Annotated in this window: 10 protein-coding genes and 1 pseudogene; 9 read left to right on the top strand and 2 right to left on the bottom strand. The window is 38.5% G+C overall.

What is annotated here, in order from left to right; genetic code table 11:
• Positions 1–66: 66 nt before the first annotated feature.
• The gene (locus MKX29_RS20170; protein ID WP_224936592.1) at positions 67–1,689 is read right to left on the bottom strand and encodes an ABC-F family ATP-binding cassette domain-containing protein; all 1,623 of its coding nucleotides are present in this window, start codon (positions 1,687–1,689) and stop codon (positions 67–69) included.
• Between the two features lie 391 nt (positions 1,690–2,080).
• Between MKX29_RS20170 and MKX29_RS20175 the strand changes: the two genes are divergently transcribed.
• The 7 genes and pseudogenes from MKX29_RS20175 (at position 2,081) to MKX29_RS20205 (ending at position 9,675) form a co-directional block, all read left to right on the top strand.
• Positions 2,081–2,209: a hypothetical protein gene (locus tag MKX29_RS20175; RefSeq protein ID WP_263624167.1), complete on the top strand. Its 129-nt coding sequence runs from the start codon at positions 2,081–2,083 to the stop codon at positions 2,207–2,209.
• Between the two features lie 671 nt (positions 2,210–2,880).
• Positions 2,881–4,008 (top strand): sensor histidine kinase, encoded by a 1,128-nt coding sequence (locus tag MKX29_RS20180; protein WP_341107324.1) that lies wholly within the window; start codon positions 2,881–2,883, stop codon positions 4,006–4,008.
• Between the two features lie 11 nt (positions 4,009–4,019).
• Positions 4,020–4,652 (top strand): annotated as a pseudogene (locus MKX29_RS20185) (response regulator transcription factor).
• 205 nt (positions 4,653–4,857) lie between these two features.
• Entirely contained in the window at positions 4,858–5,790 is a 933-nt protein-coding gene (locus MKX29_RS20190) for an ABC transporter ATP-binding protein (protein WP_341107326.1), read from the top strand.
• Positions 5,791–5,809: 19 nt separating this feature from the next.
• The gene (locus MKX29_RS20195; RefSeq protein WP_341107329.1) at positions 5,810–7,072 is read left to right on the top strand and encodes an ABC transporter permease; all 1,263 of its coding nucleotides are present in this window, start codon (positions 5,810–5,812) and stop codon (positions 7,070–7,072) included.
• Positions 7,072–8,175 (top strand): ABC transporter permease, encoded by a 1,104-nt coding sequence (locus tag MKX29_RS20200; RefSeq protein WP_341107331.1) that lies wholly within the window; start codon positions 7,072–7,074, stop codon positions 8,173–8,175. The genes MKX29_RS20195 and MKX29_RS20200 overlap by 1 nt, the downstream gene beginning before the upstream one ends.
• A 744-nt stretch (positions 8,176–8,919) precedes the next feature.
• The gene (locus MKX29_RS20205; RefSeq protein WP_251161678.1) at positions 8,920–9,675 is read left to right on the top strand and encodes a MerR family transcriptional regulator; all 756 of its coding nucleotides are present in this window, start codon (positions 8,920–8,922) and stop codon (positions 9,673–9,675) included.
• 43 nt (positions 9,676–9,718) lie between these two features.
• Here the strand turns inward: MKX29_RS20205 and MKX29_RS20210 are convergent, their stop codons facing one another.
• Positions 9,719–11,203, bottom strand: coding sequence for an aldehyde dehydrogenase family protein (locus tag MKX29_RS20210; RefSeq protein ID WP_341107335.1), 1,485 nt, complete (start codon positions 11,201–11,203; stop codon positions 9,719–9,721).
• A gap of 552 nt (positions 11,204–11,755) precedes the next feature.
• Here MKX29_RS20210 and MKX29_RS20215 point away from each other — a divergent pair.
• Both MKX29_RS20215 and MKX29_RS20220 read left to right on the top strand, forming a co-directional pair.
• Entirely contained in the window at positions 11,756–14,242 is a 2,487-nt protein-coding gene (locus tag MKX29_RS20215) for a beta strand repeat-containing protein (protein ID WP_341107337.1), read from the top strand.
• 225 nt (positions 14,243–14,467) lie between these two features.
• Entirely contained in the window at positions 14,468–15,823 is a 1,356-nt protein-coding gene (locus tag MKX29_RS20220) for an IS1182 family transposase (protein WP_251161429.1), read from the top strand.
• Positions 15,824–16,308 lie beyond the last annotated feature (485 nt).

Raw genomic sequence — 16,308 nt, forward strand, 5'->3', positions numbered from 1 at the left:
ATTCGCGACTTTACATATCCATTTAAAGAAGCTGGTAGCCGTATATGGCTACCAGCTTTCTTACTATTATGCCTGATACATTTTGGCGATTTGCTTTTGTAGCTCATCGTTTTCAAGGTATTCATCATAAGTTACTTGTTTGTCTACGATACCGTTTGGTGTGATTTCAATAATTCGGTTAGCAATCGTTTGGATAAATTGATGGTCATGTGATGCAAAAATCATCGAACCTTTAAAGGCAATTAAACCATTATTTAAAGCGGTAATGGATTCTAAGTCTAAATGGTTAGTAGGTTCGTCAAGTAAAAGTACGTTTGAACCACTTAGCATCATTTTTGATAGCATACAGCGAACTTTTTCTCCACCTGAAAGCACGCTTGCTTTCTTCAATACTTCTTCACCTGAGAAGAGCATACGACCTAAAAAGCCACGAAGGAAGCTTTCACTTTCATCTTCAGGAGAATATTGACGGAGCCATTCGACTAAATTCAGCTCACTATTTTCAAAGAAATTTGAGTTATCCTTTGGAAAGTAAGCTTGAGAAGTTGTTACCCCCCATTTAAATGAACCTTCATCTGGATCCATTTCACCCATAAGAATTTTGAATAAAGTTGTTTTAGCAAGTTCATTTGTACCCACAAGGGCAATTTTATCGTCTTTATTCATAATAAAGCTTACATTATCGAGTACTTTCACACCGTCAATTGTTTTTGATAGTCCATCTACTCTTAATAAGTCGTTACCAATTTCACGATCAGGAGAAAACCCTACATACGGATAACGTCTTGAGGACGGTCTAATGTCATCTAAAGAAATTTTATCAAGTAATTTTTTTCTAGATGTTGCTTGTTTAGATTTTGACGCGTTCGCACTAAAGCGAGCAATAAAGTTTTGTAATTCCTTAATTTTTTCTTCTTTTTTCTTATTTGCATCTTGGGCCATTCTTTGTGCTAATTGACTAGACTCATACCAGAAGTCATAGTTACCGACATAAATTTGAATTTTACCGAAATCTAAGTCAGCAATATGAGTACAGACTTTATTTAGGAAATGACGATCATGAGATACAACGATGACTGTGTTTTCGAAGTTAATTAAAAACTCCTCTAGCCATGCAATTGCTTTAATATCCAAGTGGTTCGTCGGTTCATCTAGTAATAAAACATCAGGCTTTCCAAACAATGCTTGAGCAAGCAATACTTTTACTTTGTCTCCACCTGATAAATCAGCCATTTTCTTCATATGCAATTCTTCTGGAATGCCGAGACCTTTAAGTAAAATAGCCGCTTCGGATTCTGCTTCCCAACCATTTAACTCAGCAAACTCACCTTCTAATTCAGCAGCTCTCATACCATCTTCATCTGAGAAATCTGCTTTCATGTAAATAGCATCCTTCTCTTGCATCACTTCATATAGGCGTGCATGCCCCATAATAACCACTTTTAATACTTCATATTCTTCATATTCAAAATGGTCTTGTTTTAAGACGGCAAGCCGTTCTCCTGGTCCTAAGCTAACATTCCCGGACTGTGATTCAATTTCGCCAGATAAAATTTTTAAGAAGGTGGATTTTCCCGCACCGTTTGCGCCGATTAAACCATAGCAATTGCCAGGTGTAAACTTAATATTAACATCTTCGAATAATTTGCGATCGCCATAGCGGAGACCTACGTTTGTAACAGTTAGCATTAATTATATTCCTCCATGAATCATAATCGATAAAATTATAACATTAACTCAAGTCACAGTGTTAATCTAGATCATATTTATTTGAAAAAACATGAAAAAATAGAGGGAGTTTACCCCTTTAAAGCGAATATAAATATTTATGGTTTGAAATGAAATTGTTGAGGTTTTGTCATAATTCTAAAAGGGTAAGTAATGATAAAATAGACAATGCGAGGCGTTGGACAATACATACAAGCAAGTTTTCACTTTATCCAACAAAACCATGATCCTTTTATACTTTTTTCACAAAAAAGTTATAAAAGAAGGAAAAAAATAAAGGATTGTTCATAGTTTTTTCATAATTATCCTTTAATATATAAAGTATAAAGGCAGGAAAAAAGGAGTTTTATAAATGGAGAAAACACAGATCGTAGATTTAGTGAACCGTTTAAAAAAAGCTGGTATTAAAGTGAGCCTTACAAAACCAAGATCATTATTAACCATTCAGCCATGTAAAGCAATGCCATCTGCTTCTAATTAAGGATAAGCAGGGCTACTACATATGATTAATCGATTTTAGAGGTGAGTGTATCACCTCTTTTTTTTGTTTAATGATATTTTTTTATGTATAGACCACATTTCGGACATTTTGTAAGGTAACTTTAGAATTTAAATGGGAAAGTTACAATATTTTATTTATAGATAATTTAATCCTTTAATGTGAAGGGCATGTTAAAAAGGCGCCTTATTATTCAAGTCAAGCGCCCGAATACTGAAACTAGTTGACTAAATGCTGTGCCACCAATCAGTTAAAGAAAATCAAATAAGACGAAGACTAAATGTGTAGTTACTTCATTATTTGTTCAAGTACTTGGACTTTGTACACTTTTGATGCAAAAAATAAACAATCCTTTCCCCTACCTCCACATTACTTGAGTGGTTGTTCACCAGTCGTATATTACTCGAATCTATAGGTATAAAATATTCCACCTTATATGTCACGAAAAATACATTGGCGTTTCCAGTCAATTTATCACTCGCCGCTTGCTTAGTTGAGTTCAAAGACCAAAAACCATATTTCTTCCCCAATTCCAATAACTGATCCTTTCGAGAAACAACGTTCTTCTTCTTTTAGATATATTACCTTAGATAATTGTTATCTAAAACCCTATTTGGTACGATATATTCATTGGAAGGAAAGGGACAATGTGTATGAACTTATACTGGATATGGTTGTTGTTTAATGCAGTTGCTTGGAGTTTTGCTATTCTAGGATTTTCAGGTGATTTGTCAGAGATCACATGGCGGCTATTTGGTTTATCACTGTTTTTTATACTGTTTTTTTTCATGCCGCTTGTTAAGGAAAAGCCTGTCATTTCCACCGTTTTAATTGCTATTAATGCAGTGATTTCGGTCATTATATTATTCCCGCAACAAGGAGAACAATTTAATCTGTTTCTGCTGTTGATTTTATCCTTGTTAATTGGAGAAGCCTATTATCAGCTGTCAACTCGTCTTGCTAGTATTATTGCAATTGTTTCTACTATAGGAGTTATTTTTATCATATTAAATAAGGATCTGTCCGCAACTGAAATTAGTTTTATCTTGCTATATTTAGTTTTTCTCATTGCAGCGATCATTCTTTATAAACAAACAAAGAACGAGAAGGATGATTTTTTCCTTAGGTATGATGTGCTACTCAGTGAATATAGGAGTTTAAAAAGGCGTGTTGCCTCGGAGGAAGAATCAGCAAGGCAGGAGGAACGTACCCTGATTGCACATGAAATTCATGATTCTGTAGGTCACAAACTTACTGCGCTTCTCATGCAAATGGAAGCATTCAGGTTAACGGCAGATGAAAAAGATCAGGAGCAGATCCAGTCTTTAAAGTCCCTAGCAAGTGAAAGTCTTGAAGAAACGCGAAATGCGGTGAAAGTGTTAAAGAGCAATGAAATTGGAGGACTTCAGGGCATTTTACGATTAATCCGTATGCTGGAAACGGAGAGTTTTATCCGTATTCAGTTTTCAGTCAAGCATGGGGCGTTTACCGTACCGCTTACAGGTGAACAGTCTTTTGTCATTTTTCGTTCTGTACAGGAAGCACTTACGAATATTATGAAACATAGTAATGCTAGAGAGGCTGAGATTTCGTTTGAAGCTCCAGGGGGCAGTGTCTTTCGTTTTGAAATTAGCAATCCGGTGATGAATAGTTATCGTTTTGAGGAAGGATTCGGATTAACCTCCATGCGAGAAAGGCTTGAAAAAATCGGTGGTCAGTTAGAAGTACAGAAAACGGAAGAGCAATTTATCGTTAAGGGTTTTATAAAATTAGCAGACTAGGAGGGGTAATGTTGATACGGATTCTATTGGCTGAAGATCAGGTGATGGTGCGGCAAGGGCTAAAGATGATGATTGAAACAGATGAGGAAATGAAGGTTGTCGGAGAAGCAAGCAATGGTAAGGAAGCAATCGACCTTTGTGAAAAGCATGTATTTGACGTAGTTATTTTAGACATTCGCATGCCTGTTATGGACGGAATCGAAGCTGCTAAAATTATACAATCCCGTTGGAAACCATCATAAATTTTAATGTTAACAACGTTTGATAATAACGAGTATGTGATGGAAGCATTAAAAATAGGCGTAAGCGGTTATCTATTAAAAAATGCAGATACCGATTCTCTCATTCGCTCTATCCGTAGTGCGCTAAAAGGTGGACTGAGTGTGGAAGATCAAGTTGCAGCCAAAGTGATGCCGCTTCTTCTCCATCGCCAGGAAGAAAAAAATCCAGATCCATCGCTGAATCCGCGTGAACGTGCACTATTAACTTGTATCGGTGAAGGGCTTAACAATCATGAAATTGCAGAGCGATTAGGTTTATCTGTCGGAACGGTGAAAAATAATACGAGTCAGATTTTACATAAATTAAATTTAAGAGACCGGACACAACTGGCTATTTACGCAATCCGCCATAATCTTGTCTGATTAACTGAAGAGAAGCAGCAAATAACTAGGCGAAAAATGAAAATGACTAAAGTCATGACCAATGATGATGAAAATGACTGAAGGCAGTGGTGACACTGTTTTTTTTTATGTATATTGACAATGTCAGGAGAGGATATAAGTATTAGAAAAACGAGCGTTACGTCAAGTTTTTCTGTGCTACCAACTTATACAGGGGTGTGTGGATATGATTGAAACAGTAAAATTAAGCAAAATATTTAAAGGAAAAAAAGCTGTGGATGAAATTGATCTTTATATAGATGAAGGAGAATCCATTGGTTTGCTTGGACCGAATGGAGCTGGCAAGTCTACAACGATTTCCATGATTTCTACTTTACTCAAGCCGACTTCCGGTGATGTGAAACTAAATGGCAAAAGTACCATTAAAAATCCAGGAAAAATCAGGAGAATCCTTGGTGTTGTTCCACAAGAGATCGCCTTATATGAAGAACTTACTGCTTATGAAAATCTAAAGTTCTTTGGTGAAATTTATCACGTCAAAAAGAATATCTTAGAGCAACGTATCCAGGAAGTTCTTGAGATGGTCGGATTGAAAAAACGTCAAAAAGAGCTGGTAAAAACATTCTCCGGCGGGATGAAAAGACGGGTTAATATTGCAGCTGCTTTGTTGCATCAACCAAAAGTTCTTATTCTAGATGAACCTACTGTAGGGATTGATCCACAATCAAGAAACCATATTCTTGAAACGGTGCGTAAACTAAATGAGGAATATGGAACGACAGTGCTTTATACGAGTCACTATATGGAAGAAGTCGAGCAATTATGCAAACGTGTCTACATTATGGATCATGGGAAAGTGGTGGCTGCAGGAAGTAAAGAAGAGTTATTAAGCATTTTGTCCAGTGAGGATATGATTCAAGTAACTTTGAGCGAGACGAGTGAGAGGGTAGTCGAGAAAGTGAAAGCTATTAACAACATAGGTCGTGTTGATGTAACAGATAAAAGTTTACGGATTATCTCCAAAAAAGGAAGTAGTATCTTAAGTGATTTAGTACACGCGGTTGAAAGTGAAGCCATTCATTTAACGAATTTTCAAATGGAAAAGCCAAGTCTTGAGGATGTTTTCCTGCATATTACCGGTCGGACATTAAGAGATTAAGAGGAGGAAGGGGAGCCAAATGATTTCATTTTTAAAAAAAGATTTATTGGTTTTTTGGCGGGATCGTAAAGAAGTCTTGATTTCTATATTAGCGCCAATATTGATCTTGATTGTTCTGAATGTTGCCTTCTCCGGAATATCGATAGATGATACCGATGAATTGGATGTAAGGGCTGGTTTGGTTCTGGAAGATGATGAAGCTGCCGCATTTAAACAATTTGAAGAAACGTTACTGGAAATGAACTTGGCAGAAATGGAAATAAATGCAATGATGGACCAGGCTAAAACATTGTCACCAAGTGGGGTAATGGTATCGTTTTTTGAAGATCCTGAATTAAGTTCCTGGGTTCATACCATAGAGATGAGTGAAGAGGAAGCGAAAAAACAGGTCGAAAACGGCGAATTAGAAGCCATTATTAAAATTCCAGCAGGATTTACGCATGATATGTTAAGTCAGGTAATGCTAGGGCAACCTGCAGATACAGCTATTCGTTTTCAAATAGCAGAGCATTCATTTGAAACGGATATCTTAGCTAGTGTAATCGATCATTATATCGAGACGCTCAATTTTCAATTGGCACTTGATGCGGTGACAGAAGATGAAGGAACAGAACTAGTATTACCGCAAGGAGGAAGAGACGTAATCAGCGAAAACATTGTTGAAATAGAACTTGCCCAATATTATACGATTGCGATGAGCTCACTCTTTGCGCTATTTATTGCTGCAACAGTTGCAGTAAAGACGGCAACGGAAAAAAGAGAACGTGTTTTCAATCGAATTTTATTAACGAACAGCAGTCCATTTTTGTATTTAATGGGAAAGGTAATTTCTACTTTCTTTCTGGCTTGGATTCAGTTAATGCTTGTGTTTATTGCAACTGATCTGATGTTGGGAATCTTCCCCGAAAAATTATCGGAATTTTGGCTAGGCATCATTGTTATTGTTACGTTTTTCTCATTAACTATTGCTGGGTTATCTGCGATTTTCACTTCGTTGACGTTAAGGATGAGTAATATAAATACAGCGAATGGACTGTTTACAATGGTCGTTATGGTGTTGGCTGCATTAGGCGGAAATTTTTTCTCGTTGGAACAATTCCCGAATTGGGTACAGGAATTGAGTCAATGGACACCGACTGGGGTAGCGATAGATTTATTTACGGAATTTCTGCAAAATGGAAATGCGATTTCTTTTGCCGTACCATTGGTGAAGCAATTTGTTTTTTTCTGTGGATTTTTTGCTCTCGGAATACTCCTGTTTCCTGAAAGGGGGAGGTCGTAATGTTTCCAGTGATGAAAGCACAACTCAAGAAGGACATAAGAAGTCCATGGTTAGTCATTCTATTGACCATAGGAAGCATACTTTTTACGTTTATTTTCACGGATTTGCATGAACAAACAGAAACAACCGTTCCGATTTTTAGCAGTGAGCCTAATAGTAGAGAAGTGGAAGAAAAATGGGAGCCTCTGTTGAATGCAAATCAGGATTATGATTTTGTGATTACTGATGAATTAGAGGCGCAGACAGATGTGGAAGATGGAAAAAGTGAGGCAGCGATTCGGCTATCAGAAAGTGATTATCAGATTATTGCAGCTTCCAATACTCAGGCGGTCCAATTAGTGGAAGACTATGTTCATTCTGTATTTACGAAAGAGGCGCAGCTCCAAGCCGCATCTGGAACAGGGAATGTTGACACCACACGAGAGAAAGTGAATGGTTATTTGGAAGAGGCTCCATTCCAAATGCAAACGGAATCCATTGAGGGTGGAGAAGTGCCTGAATATAATATGCAGCTCCAATTACTGTTTGGTTTCACCCTGTTTCTAGCCATGTTTACAATTGGATTTAAAGTGAATGCAGTAACTTCCGATAAAGTGAGTGGTGTATGGGATCGAATGATTCTCTCTCCTGTCAGCAAAACGGGGATGTATGCCGGCCATCTGTTTTACAGTTTTATGATTGGGTTTATGCAAATTGTAATTGTATTAGCGATTTTTAATTATGTGATGGACTATGATCTAGGACATAACTTTGGCATGATACTTACTGTCGCTGCTGTCTTTACACTCAGTATGGTGAGTTTAGCCATGTTATTTACAGGATTTATAAAAACACCGGAACAGTTTAATATGATTTTCCCGTCCGTTATGCCAATTGTGCCGGTCATCAGTGGTGTTTACATGCCACCTGGACTGATTAGTCATCCTGTCCTCTCGTTCGTTGCCGATTTATTTCCACTCGTTCATGCGATTGAAGCCCTAATGGATATAGCCATCTTTGATGCCGGATGGCTTGAGATTACAATGCCATTAGTTCTCATGTTATTAATTGGAGTGATTTGTATGGGCGTTGGCGTAAATTTGATCGAAAGAAGGACGAAATAACTGAAGAGGTTGGGACATAAGTATTCTAGCTAAGGATTGATCCGAGTGATTAGGCGTATTTATCATCTAATCATTCGGATTTTTTGTCAGAAAGGAGTGTCTATAGTGCAATGAAATGGACTTTTTTTTACAAATGATGTTCATGTTCAAAGGGCATCATTTGTTATTGTTCGTTTTAAGGTAGTTCATTGAGTTATAACCCAGCCCCTTTAGTTTATCTTCGGTTATTTTCAAGTTCTATATCTTCTTTTTTAAACAGAACATGGTGTAATGATACAATTGGGTTTTAAGCTAAGTAAATTAGGCTTATATTAAAGGATGATTGAACTACCAAAACGCGTCATGGAAGAAATTATACGCTAAATTAACAATACTTTTACTAAAAGACCGAACTGTTCATAAAACCCAACTAGTTAGACTTTTGGGATATTACCTGACAGGCATCATCAATTTCCTTTTCCCATAAAAAGATTTAAGTACATATAAAAGGATTCTTAAAAGCACTTACTTAAGATATTTAAGATTTATTGTGAATTTTTCTAGAGAACTTCCGCTAGTGGAGGAGGATGTTACTCGCCATTTGGGGTTGAACATCTGATGACTGTCGTTTAAAGGGTCAAAAAAGCATATAAAAATATTGTTGCTTTGTATCCTGCATTAAAAGTGGTATTGAAAAATTTTTTTCATTTACGCTTGACCTTTACGCAACGTAAACCTTTATTGTAGTGATTAGGAGGTGAATTGATGCTCTATTCAATTAAACAAATGGCAGAAATGTCAGGTGTAAGTACACGTACTCTAAGATATTATGATGAAATTCATTTACTTGAGCCTGCAACAGTCAATGAAGCGGGTTATCGCTACTATTCAACAAGAGAAGTCGATCGATTACAACAAATCTTATTTTATCGGGAATTAAACTTTAAATTGTCTGACATACAACAAATACTATCGTCTGAAAGTCAATCGATACAAAGTGTATTACATTCACATTATGAGGCGTTAATTGAAAAGAGGAATCATATAGACAGCCTCATTAGAGCAGTGGAACAGACGATTGCTTATCATAAAGGAGAGAAAGAAATGAGTAATGAAGAAAAATTTGCCGCATTCAAAAAGAAAAGATTAGAAGAAAACGAAAACAGTTTTGGAGAAGAGATTCGTCAAAAATATGGTGAAGAAACAGTGGATGAAGCAAATAAATCATGGCTGGGAATGTCTGAGGAAAAGTATAAAGAAATGCAAGAGGTAGAGGGGCAACTGATTGAAAGACTTAAACAATTCAATCAACAAAAAAATCAACAAAAAGAAGATGCGAAGCAAATCGTGATGTTACACAAAAAATGGTTACAATATACATGGTCAACTTATTCTTCTGAGGCACATAAAGGTTTAGCAGACATGTATATCGCTGATGAGAGATTTACACAGTATTACGATGAGAAAGCAGGTGTGGGGGCTGCTCAACTCTTAAGAGACAGTATTTTAGCATATGCGTAAAAAAAGAGTAGCCATTTTTTGGCTACTCTTTTTTTATTCTATATTATTTCATTGAAATCCAGACACTTTTCACTTCAGTATAATTATCAAGAGCATAGGATCCCATTTCACGACCGATACCAGACTGTTTATAGCCACCAAATGGTGAAGCTGCATCAAAAGCATTATAACAGTTAACCCAAACGGTACCTGCTCGAAGTTTATTTGCAATATAATGAGCATTTGCTACATCACGTGTCCATACTCCCGCAGCCAAACCATATTCTGAGCGATTAGCCCGATCAATAAGTTCATCCAAATCTTCATATGGCATTGCGGAAATAACTGGACCGAATATCTCTTCCTTAGCAATCGTCATGTCATCTTGCACATTAGCAAAGATTGTTGGTGAAACAAAATAGCCATCATCCTGTGGTTTCGTTCCTCCTACTATCAGTTCTGCACCTTCACTTACACCTTTTTCAATATAACCAAGGACTCGTTTTTGTTGTTCAGTTGACACCAGTGGTCCAATTTCTGTGTCAGCATGTATACCTGCTCCTTGTTTGATATTTTTAGCATGGCTTGCCATATCAGCCACTACATTATCAAATTGTTTCTTCTGAATAAACACACGAGAACCGGCACAGCACACTTGACCTTGGTTAAACATGACACCATTTAGGGCCCCTGGAATCGCTTTTGAAAGGTCAGCATCAGGTAAGATAATATTAGGTGATTTACCGCCAAGCTCCAGCGTTACTCTTTTTAATGTTTTAGAAGCACTGGACATAATCGATTTACCGACTTCAGTAGAGCCAGTAAAAGCAATTTTGTCGACCAATGGATGATCCACTAGTGGACTACCTGCCGTTTCACCAAATCCAGGAACAATATTAATGACACCTCTAGGGAATCCAGCTTCCTCGACTAGTTCTGCTAAATAGAGAGCAGATAGAGGAGTTTGCTCAGCTGGCTTTAATACAACCGTACAACCGCTAGCTAGTGCTGCACCGATTTTCCACATAGCCATTAACAATGGGAAGTTCCATGGGATGATTTGTCCTACTACTCCCACAGGTTCATGTCTTGTATAGTTAAAGAATGGACCGCTTACCGGTATCGTCTGTCCTACGATTTTTGTTGACCAGCCAGCATAATAACGCATATGCTCAACAGCTAGTGGGATATCTGCATTTGTTGTTTCTCTAATAGGTTTTCCGTTATCTAAGGTTTCTAATTGTGCTAATTCTTCACTATTCTCTTCCATTAAGTCGGCAAGTTTATAGAGAAGTCGACTGCGTTGTGCAGCAGAGATCTTTGACCATTTACCATTATCAAATGCCTCGCGAGCTGCTTTGACCGCTAAATCAATGTCTTCCTTGTCAGCTTCATATACATGGGCGAGTACTTCACCTGTCGCTGGGTTATAAGATTCGAATGTTTTACCTGATTTGCTTTCGACAAACTCCCCATTAATATACAGCTTTTTCTTCCCACTTAAAAATTTCTCCACCTTTTCTTTCACACTTACAGTTAACTGACTCATCGAATTCCTCCTTAAAAATAGTGTCTATGTACTCTCATGGCTGGAATTGTTAAGCATAGAAACCGTTTACATGAATATAGTACCATTTTTTAAAATTATAAATCAACTAAGAAGATTTATAATTTTCCGTCTATATTCGACATGGACATTTAATGAATATAAGAAAGAAGCTATTTATCGGACAGCACTAATGCAAGGTTAAACATCGGAATTGATATCTATATGTATGCGCGGATTAACAGGTATTATATTCATCCTGGAGCCGTGTGAAAATACACTTGTATTCCAACAAGAAATGCCTTTTCCTATATACTCATGAGTATATAGGAAAAGGTCTTATATTCTATTTTTAGATTTATGTCGAATTTTTTTATTTATTACTTGTACTTTTTATTAAAATGCGACAAAATTTTATCATTTTATTTAATCTCAGTTTTTTCAAAGATCAATAAATGTGCCGTTCCACTTTTGTTCCAAATTTCATAAATTAATTAGAAAGTTAATTTAAATTAAATTCACTTGTATTCTCTATAAAAAGGAAGGTGACAACCTATGCCAGAATTCTTTGATGGAATAATATCTCAAAATGCTTCCTATGCCAATTCTATAAACATACCAACTTCGTCTGCTTACCAAATTTGGGGACAAGTTGGCCTTAATGTTAGTGAAGCTATCCCCACTTCAAACATTCGTGTTCAATTTGACGGTATTATTACTTTAAAATTAAGTCCAACAGCCAGTACTTATACAAATTTTGTAGAAATAAAAATTGTTCGAGGGACTAATCCTAATGCTAATACTATTTTTACAGGTATCAAGACTATTGTTCTTAATGGCTCCGAGGATGGTCCTCAAGAGTACGCATTTTCCGCTTCAGATTACAATGTCCCCAAAGGTTCTGGGTTTTTAATATATACTGCCTTTGTTCGTAATATTACTGGTGCAGTTGATTCAGATGTAACGCGTGTTGGCCCAGAGAGTTTTAATGCGACAGCTAGTGGAATTACAGGTATGAGTGGAGTTACAGGAGCCACCGGGGCGACCGGAGTAACCGGTGCTACGGGATCTACAGGAGTTGCAGGTAATACAGGGGCAACCGGAGTAACAGGGGTGACCGGAGCTACTGGAACGATTGGATTAACCGGAGTCACAGGAGCTACCGGGACGACCGGAGTAACCGGTCCAACAGGAGCAACTGGAACGACGGGAATAACCGGAGATACCGGAATCACAGGAGCCACAGGAATCACAGGAGCGACAGGAGTAACGGGAGCCACCGGAATAACAGGAATAACTGGAGCAACCGGAGTAACAGGAGCAATCGGAGTAACAGGAGCAACAGGAATTACAGGAGCAACAGGAATCACAGGAGTAACCGGAATCACAGGAGCAACAGGAATTACAGGAGCCACCGGAATTACAGGAACAACAGGAATCACAGGAGCGACTGGAGTAACGGGAGCCACCGGAATAACAGGAATCACAGGTGTCACAGGAGCAACAGGAATCACAGGATCAACAGGAATCACAGGATCAACAGGAATCACAGGATCGACCGGAATAACAGGAGCAACAGGAATAACAGGAGCAACCGGAATCACAGGATCGACCGGATCAACAGGTACCACAGGAGTAACCGGTCCAACAGGAGCCACTGGTGTAACGGGAGCCACCGGAATCACAGGAATCACTGGAGCAACAGGAATAACAGGAGCAACCGGAATAACAGGAGCAACCGGAATTACAGGATCGACCGGAATAACAGGAGCAACCGGAGTAACGGGAGCAACCGGAATAACAGGAACAACAGGAGCAACCGGAATAACAGGAGCAACCGGAATCACAGGAGCAACAGGAATCACAGGAGTAACCGGAATCACAGGAGCCACAGGAATAACAGGAGCAACAGGAATCACAGGAGCAACAGGAATTACAGGAGCCACAGGAATCACAGGATCGACCGGAATAACAGGAGTAACCGGCGCTACGGGAGCAACAGGAATAACAGGATCGACCGGAATCACAGGATCGATCGGATCAACAGGTACCACAGGAGTAACCGGTCCAACAGGAGCCACTGGAGTAACGGGAGCCATTGGAATCACAGGATCGACCGGAATCACAGGAGCAACAGGAATAACAGGAGTAACCGGAATTACAGGAGCAACAGGAATCACAGGAGCAACAGGGACGACGGGAGTAACCGGTCCAACAGGAGCCACTGGAGTAACGGGAGCCATTGGAATCACAGGATCGACCGGAATCACAGGATCGACCGGAATCACAGGAACAACAGGAATCACAGGAACAACAGGAATCACAGGAACAACAGGAATAACAGGAGCAACCGGAATTACAGGAATAACAGGAGCCACAGGGACGACGGGAGTAACCGGTGCAACAGGAATCACAGGAGCAACTGGAGTAACCGGCGCTACGGGAGTAACAGGAATCGCAGGAGCAACCGGAATCACAGGATCGACTGGAATAACAGGAGCCACAGGATCGACCGGAGTAACGGGAGCAACCGGAGTAACCGGTCCAACAGGAGCAACTGGAACGACGGGAATAACCGGAGATACCGGAATCACAGGAGCCACAGGAATCACAGGAGCGACTGGAGTAACGGGAGCCACAGGAGCTGGATCTCAATTATTTTTTACACAAGTGGCTGGGCCAATTGCGCTAATAACTACTGGAACTGAAACGACAGTGGCTACATTAAATGTGCCAACTACTGTTGCTCAAAACATTAAAATTGACTATGCGGTATCAGTTGATGTAATTACAACAGCCAATTCTAATTTCACCTTCCAAATAAGGCTATATCTTAATGGGACTTTACTTGATACGCGTTCCGCTCAAAGAAGTGTAAGTTCGGCAGGTACATCAAGATTTCCTGTTGCATCAACCAATGTAAATACTGCTACTACCACTGGAACTGCAACATATGATATTAGAATAGCTTATACAGTAGCAACAAATGTAACCTCTTCAAGTGCTTTAAATATCGACATTAACGCAATACGTTTTCCGTAACGAAAGTAAATCAATAAAAATAAAAGCTACCCTTCAAATGAGGATGTCAACATGGGAATTAAAGATAAATATAAGATAGTAGATGTTTGTTATATTGACGTTAGAACATCTTGAGAAGCAGCCTTAATGGCTGCTTCAGCTTGTAGACAAAGTCTAAGAATTAGACCACGTCTACAAGTTTTTTTGTATAATTGAATGGAATCAATTTTATGTAGGGGATATAAAATGTTATCAAAACACGTTGAGGATGGAAGAAATCAAATTGAAATGGTAGCGTTGGATCAACTTGTTCCAGAGGATCATCTGGTTAGGAAGGTTGAACAAGCGATTGACTTTGAATTTATTTATGACCTGGTGAAAGATAAGTATTCCTTAGACAATGGTCGTCCGAGTATTGATCCCGTCGTTCTTATTAAAATGGTCTTCATACAATACCTTTTCGGCATACGCTCAATGCGTCAAACTATAAAGGAAATCGAAACCAACGTGGCTTATCGATGGTTTATTGGTTATGGGTTCACCGAGAAGATTCCTCATTTTTCAACCTTCGGTAAAAACTACGCTCGACGCTTCCACGATACAGATCTATTTGAACAAATTTTCTACCGCATTTTGAAAGAAGCGATGACCAAGGGATTGGTGGATCCATCCGTTGCGTTTATTGATTCTACTCATGTTAAAGCGAATGCTAATAAGAAGAAATTTGAAAAGAAAATAGCCCGAGTCGAAACCAGAACGTATCAGGATCAGTTAGATGAAGAGATCAATATCGACCGTGAGAAACACGAAAAAAAGCCCTTCCCCCCACAGAATAAAGAAGAGTCAAAAGAAATAAAAGTCAGCACGACAGATCCTGAAAGTGGTTATTACGTAAAAGATGAACGCGAAAAGCTATTTGCGTATTCTTTTCATACGGCAAGTGACTCCCGGGGGTTTATCTTAGGTTCACACGTCACAGGAGGGAATGTTCACGATAGTCGGATGTTGGACAAGCTCGTCACTCAAGTCACAGATAAAGTCGGTAAGCCCAGTTCTATCGCTGTTGATGCGGGATATAAAACACCACACATCGCTAAATTCTTAATGGACCAAGACATCAGGCCTGTTATGCCTTATACACGTCCGAGAACGAAAGACGGATATCTTAGAAAATACGAATACGTTTACGATGAACATTTTGACTGCTATCTATGTCCCGAAGGACAAATTCTACCTTACCGTACGACGACAAGAGACGGGTACAAGCAATACGCTTCAAATCCTTTGGAATGTAAAGACTGTCCTCTGTTAGACCGTTGTACGCAAAGTAAGAATCACACCAAAATGATTCATAGACATGTATGGCAGGATTACATAGATGAAGTAGATCATTTGAGACATACCGAACTTAATAAAACTCTATATGCGAAACGCAAAGAAACAATCGAACGAGTTTTTGCGGACGCAAAAGAAAAGCATGGCATGCGTTGGACGACCTTAAGAGGTCTTAAAAAAGTTTCAATGCAGGCGATGCTTACGTTCGCTGCCATGAATCTAAAAAAATTGGCAAACTGGACATGGCGAGGACCATGTCCAAGCTGAAAAAGAAGAAAAATCTTTTAAAATAACAGAAAACCCCACCTTCACTATAATGCAAAGGTGGGGTTTGTCTACGGTCTGAAGCAGCCTTAATGGCTGCTTTATTATTTTTAAATACTTCTGTTTTTAATTTTTTGAATGTTGTTATGCTACATTGTGAAAGTTTCGCTACTTCAGTTTGGGAACCATTTACTTTCAACTTGCTAAAAAAGTATTCACTTAAGAATAATCTTCTATATTATATTTTTGGAATTTCCCTCCGAGTTTATCTCTTTATTTCTTCCATCCTTCAACCTACTTGTGTTCATGGTAATATTCATCAACCAGTCATGATATTAATCATGTGAACAGTTATTCTACTGCTTGTTAAATCGATGATCATTGATTCGAATTGTGAAGAATTCTCTCTATGTAATCATATTGGCAATAGTACATAAATGCTTGAGAACTGTATGAAAAAGTGAAATTTGAACACAATAGTATTACAT

The organism is Cytobacillus sp. FSL R7-0696, from assembly GCF_038006865.1.
Lineage (GTDB): Bacteria > Bacillota > Bacilli > Bacillales > Cytobacillaceae > Cytobacillus > Cytobacillus kochii.

Coding starts and splice junctions, on each gene's coding strand:
- MKX29_RS20215 (WP_341107337.1), top strand. CDS start 11,756: ATGCCAGAATTCTTTGATGGAATAATATCTCAAAATGCTTCCTATGCC.
- MKX29_RS20170 (WP_224936592.1), bottom strand. CDS start 1,689: ATGCTAACTGTTACAAACGTAGGTCTCCGCTATGGCGATCGCAAATTA.
- MKX29_RS20210 (WP_341107335.1), bottom strand. CDS start 11,203: ATGAGTCAGTTAACTGTAAGTGTGAAAGAAAAGGTGGAGAAATTTTTA.
- MKX29_RS20205 (WP_251161678.1), top strand. CDS start 8,920: ATGCTCTATTCAATTAAACAAATGGCAGAAATGTCAGGTGTAAGTACA.
- MKX29_RS20220 (WP_251161429.1), top strand. CDS start 14,468: ATGTTATCAAAACACGTTGAGGATGGAAGAAATCAAATTGAAATGGTA.
- MKX29_RS20180 (WP_341107324.1), top strand. CDS start 2,881: ATGAACTTATACTGGATATGGTTGTTGTTTAATGCAGTTGCTTGGAGT.
- MKX29_RS20195 (WP_341107329.1), top strand. CDS start 5,810: ATGATTTCATTTTTAAAAAAAGATTTATTGGTTTTTTGGCGGGATCGT.
- MKX29_RS20175 (WP_263624167.1), top strand. CDS start 2,081: ATGGAGAAAACACAGATCGTAGATTTAGTGAACCGTTTAAAAAAAGCT.
- MKX29_RS20200 (WP_341107331.1), top strand. CDS start 7,072: ATGTTTCCAGTGATGAAAGCACAACTCAAGAAGGACATAAGAAGTCCA.
- MKX29_RS20190 (WP_341107326.1), top strand. CDS start 4,858: ATGATTGAAACAGTAAAATTAAGCAAAATATTTAAAGGAAAAAAAGCT.